General features: G+C 71.8%; 4 protein-coding genes. 1 reads left to right on the forward strand and 3 read right to left on the reverse strand.

The window, feature by feature from the left end; genetic code table 11:
- Positions 1 to 1,605 (forward strand): glyoxylate carboligase (gcl, locus tag AOK11_RS33265; RefSeq protein ID WP_055597399.1); only part of this gene is annotated, 1,605 nt, incomplete at its 5' end.
- 147 nt (positions 1,606 to 1,752) lie between these two features.
- On the opposite strand, the gene AOK11_RS33270 is transcribed toward gcl, so the two are convergent.
- The 3 genes from AOK11_RS33270 to AOK11_RS33280 all read right to left on the reverse strand — a co-directional run.
- Positions 1,753 to 2,487 (reverse strand): hypothetical protein, encoded by a 735-nt coding sequence (locus AOK11_RS33270; protein WP_055597400.1) that lies wholly within the window; start codon positions 2,485 to 2,487, stop codon positions 1,753 to 1,755.
- A gap of 161 nt (positions 2,488 to 2,648) precedes the next feature.
- Positions 2,649 to 2,888 carry a hypothetical protein gene (locus AOK11_RS33275; RefSeq protein WP_055597401.1) on the reverse strand — a complete coding sequence of 80 codons (240 nt, stop codon included), beginning with the start codon at positions 2,886 to 2,888 and terminating at the stop codon, positions 2,649 to 2,651.
- 53 nt (positions 2,889 to 2,941) lie between these two features.
- On the reverse strand, positions 2,942 to 3,841 hold a 900-nt coding region (locus AOK11_RS33280; RefSeq protein WP_240497585.1), incomplete at its 5' end, for a 2-hydroxy-3-oxopropionate reductase.

Here is a 3,841-nt window from a genome sequence, read left to right on the forward strand (position 1 = left end):
TCATGTCGGTCCCGGCCGGGCAACATCGGCGTCTGCGTCGGCACCTCGGGCCCGGCCGGGACCGACATGATCACCGGCCTGTACTCCGCGACCGGCGACTCCGTCCCGATCCTGTGCATCACCGGCCAGGCCCCGACCACGGTGATCCACAAGGAGGACTTCCAGGCCGTCGACATCGCCGCCATCGCGCGGCCGGTCACCAAGATGGCGGTGACCGTCCTCGAGGCCGCGCAGGTTCCCGGCGTCTTCCAGCAGGCCTTCCATCTCATGCGCTCCGGCCGGCCGGGCCCCGTCCTGATCGACCTGCCGATCGACGTGCAGCAGACGGAGATCGCGTTCGACCCCGGCACGTACGAACCGCTGCCGGTCCACAAACCCGCCGCGAGCCGCGCCCAGATCGAGAAGGCACTCGGCATGCTGAACGCCGCCGAGCGCCCGCTGATCGTGGCGGGCGGCGGAGTCATCAACGCCGACGCGTCCGAACTTCTGGTGCAGTTCGCGGAGTTGACCGGCACACCGGTCGTGCCGACCCTGATGGGCTGGGGTGTTCTCCCCGACGACCACGAGCTGAACGCCGGGATGGTCGGCCTCCAGACCTCGCACCGCCACGGCAACGCGACCTTCCTGGAAGCCGACTTCGTCCTCGGCATCGGCAACCGCTGGGCCAACCGCCACACCGGCCGACTCGACGTCTACACGGCCGGCCGGACCTTCGTCCACGTCGACATCGAACCCACCCAGATCGGGCGGATCTTCGCCCCCGACTACGGCATCGCCTCCGACGCGCGCGCCGCGCTGGAGCTGTTCGTCCGGGTCGCGAAGGAACACGGGGCCGAGGGCGGGCTGCCCGACCGTTCCGCCTGGGCGGCGGCGGCCCAGGAGAAGCGGGCCACCCTCCAGCGGCGTACGCACTTCGACGACATCCCGATCAAACCGCAGCGCGTCTACGAGGAGATGAACCGGGCCTTCGGCCCCGAGACCCGGTACGTCTCGGCCATCGGCCTCTCCCAGATCGCCGGCGCCCAGATGCTCCACGTCCACCGCCCGCGGCACTGGATCAACTGCGGCCAGGCCGGCCCCCTCGGCTGGACCGTCCCGGCGGCACTCGGCGTGGCCAGGGCCGACCCCGGAGCCCAGGTCGTCGCCCTGTCCGGCGACTACGACTTCCAGTTCATGCTCGAAGAGCTGGCCGTCGGAGCGCAGCACAAGATCCCGTACATCCACGTGCTGGTGAACAACTCCTACCTCGGCCTCATCCGGCAGGCGCAGCGGGCGTTCGACATCGACTTCCAGGTCAGCCTGGAGTTCGAGAACATCAACGCGCCCGAACTGGGCGTCTACGGCGTCGACCACGTCCGGGTCACCGAAGGCCTCGGCTGCAAGGCGATCCGGGTGACCGACCCCGGTGAGCTGGGCGCGGCCCTGGAACGGGCGAAGGAGCTCGCCGCGGAACACAGGGTGCCGGTCGTCGTCGAGGTCATCCTCGAACGGGTCACCGACATCGCCATGTCGACCACCAACGACATAAGCGACGTCGTCGAGTTCGAGGAGACCGCCACGGAACCGTGGCACGCTCCGACGTCGATCAGGACGCTGAAGGTCTGAAGGTCTGAAGGTCTGATGGGCGGGCCGGCGAGTTCGGTGCGTCGCTGTGCAGGTCGGTGGTGCGGTGGCCGTGCACCACCGAGCGGATCTCTCCTGGCGACCGGGCAGCGTGAGCCAGGACTCTCCCTCGTGCGTGAGGAAGGGCATTCACATCCCGCCGCCGCCGCAACCGCCCCCGCTTCCGCCTCCGCAGTAGTGGAAGCCGCCGGAGCCGCCGTAGGTCCCGGAGCTGCGGGAAGGCCGGAGCATGCTCTTGTTCCCGATCCTGACCCGGGCGGTGAGCCCCGCCCGGAGGGCGAAGCGCGGCACGAACACCCGCAGGCCCTGCTCACCGTGGAGCGCGACGGCGAGCAGGGTGTCGTCCGGGGTGAGGCCGCGCCGGACGGCGGGGAGCGGGTGCTGTTCCCGCAGGGTCCGTACCCGGCGGCGGGCGGCGCGGGTCGGCCTGAGCAGGGGATAGGTCAGCAGTCCGGCCTCCGCGAGGCCGACGCGCACCTCGGCCACCGCCCAGCGCACCTCCGGGTGCCGGACCAACTCGCCCAGACCGGTGGGTTCGTCGAGGGCGCCGTGCACCGCGCTCTCCAGGATCAGGGCCCGGTACGCGGTGTCGACGGCCCCTGCGGGGCGCGCGCCGTCCGTGACCGGCGGGTCCAGCGGGACTCCGACGGGAGGGAGCGGCGGTAGGGGCGGCAAGGGATGCTCCGCGTCACCGGCCTCCGTCGGCCGGGAGGCCCGCACGGTACCCGGCGGACCCGCTTCGAGGACGCCCCGCAGATGGAGGGCGACGACGGCGACGGTGACCGCGGCCCGCGGGCCGCCGCGGAGCAGCGCGATCTCGTGCGGCGTCCGCCGAGCGTCGGCGCAGTGGATGCAGTCGCCCATGGTTCCCCCTGGAGCGGGGCCCGCCGCCCCCGTGCCGGCGGGCCCCGCGTGAGGGGTTTCTGCCCGGCGGCGGGGGTGTTCGAAGCCTCCAGGGCGCGGTTCAGAGGTTGATTTGAGGGTGCCGTAGCGGGTCTACGGCCGCTGCCGTAGACCGGTGGCGGTCAGGCCTCGTGATGCTCCTCCGACAGGCCCGGCCAGTCCTCGGGGCCGCCTCCCTGCCACTCGATGAGGTCCGCCCCCTCCACGTCGGTGACGTAGAGATCGGCGAGCCGCAGGATCTCGCCCACGTCGTCGATGTGCGAGGCGACGCCCAGCGTCTCGTCGCCGGAGGTGACCCGGCGCGAGCCGTCCAATGCCGGGGAGTGCACCACGATGTGCGGATGCTCCGTGCGATCTGCCATGCCTCCAGGCTGCTGCCCGCCGGGCGGATCCGCACCCGGAGGTCCCGGCGTCCTCAGACCCGGGTGCCGGACAGGCGCTCCACCGCGCGCAGCAGCGCGGAGTGGTCCAGTCCGCCGTCGCCCTGCGCGCGCAGGCTCGCGACGAGTTGCGCGACCACGGCGCCCACGGGCAGGGCCGCCCCGACGGTGCGGGCGGCGTCGGTGACGATGCCCATGTCCTTGTGGTGCAGGTCGATCCGGAAACCGGGCTCGAAGTCCCGGCCGAGGAAGTTGTCCTTCTTGCGGGTCAGTACGGTCGAGCCCGCGAGGCCGCCGTTCAGGACGTCCAGTGCGGCCGCCAGATCCACGCCGGACTTCTCGAGGAAGACCACGGCCTCGGCGCACGCCTGGATGTTGACGGCGACGATCAGCTGGTTGGCGGCCTTCACGGTCTGCCCGCAACCGTGCGGGCCGCACCGGACGATGGTCCTGCCGAGCACCTCGAACAGCGGTTTCGCGGCGTCGAAGTCGGCCTGTTCACCGCCGACCATGATGGACAGCACCGCCTCGACGGCCCCCGCCTCACCACCGGACACCGGGGCGTCGAGCACACGGATGCCCTTGTCCTTCGCGGCGGCGGCCAGGTCGACGGACGTCTGCGGGGTGATCGAGGACATGTCGATCAGCAGGGCGCCGGGCCGCGCGTTCTCGAGGATGCCGTCGGGACCGTACGCGACGGCCTCGACCTGCGGGGAGGCGGGCACCATCGTGATGATCACGTCCGCGTCCCGGACCGCCCCGGCGAGGGAGGAGGCCGGGGTGCCGCCCGCGGCGGCCAGCCGGTCCAGCTTCTCCTGCTCCAGGGTGTGGCCGGTGACGTCGTAGCCCGCCCCGATCAGGTTCTCGGACATGGGGGAGCCCATGATGCCGAGACCGATCCAGGCGACCCTGGGAAGGGTGTCAGGGGTGTCGGG

It is taken from the genome of Streptomyces hirsutus, assembly GCF_001418415.1.
In the GTDB taxonomy this organism is placed as follows: Bacteria; Actinomycetota; Actinomycetes; order Streptomycetales; family Streptomycetaceae; genus Streptomyces; species Streptomyces hirsutus.

Excerpts from the sequence above, each read along its gene's own strand:
- AOK11_RS33270 (WP_055597400.1), bottom strand. The coding sequence starts at position 2,487 with ATGGGCGACTGCATCCACTGCGCCGACGCTCGGCGGACGCCGCACGAG.
- AOK11_RS33275 (WP_055597401.1), bottom strand. The coding sequence starts at position 2,888 with ATGGCAGATCGCACGGAGCATCCGCACATCGTGGTGCACTCCCCGGCA.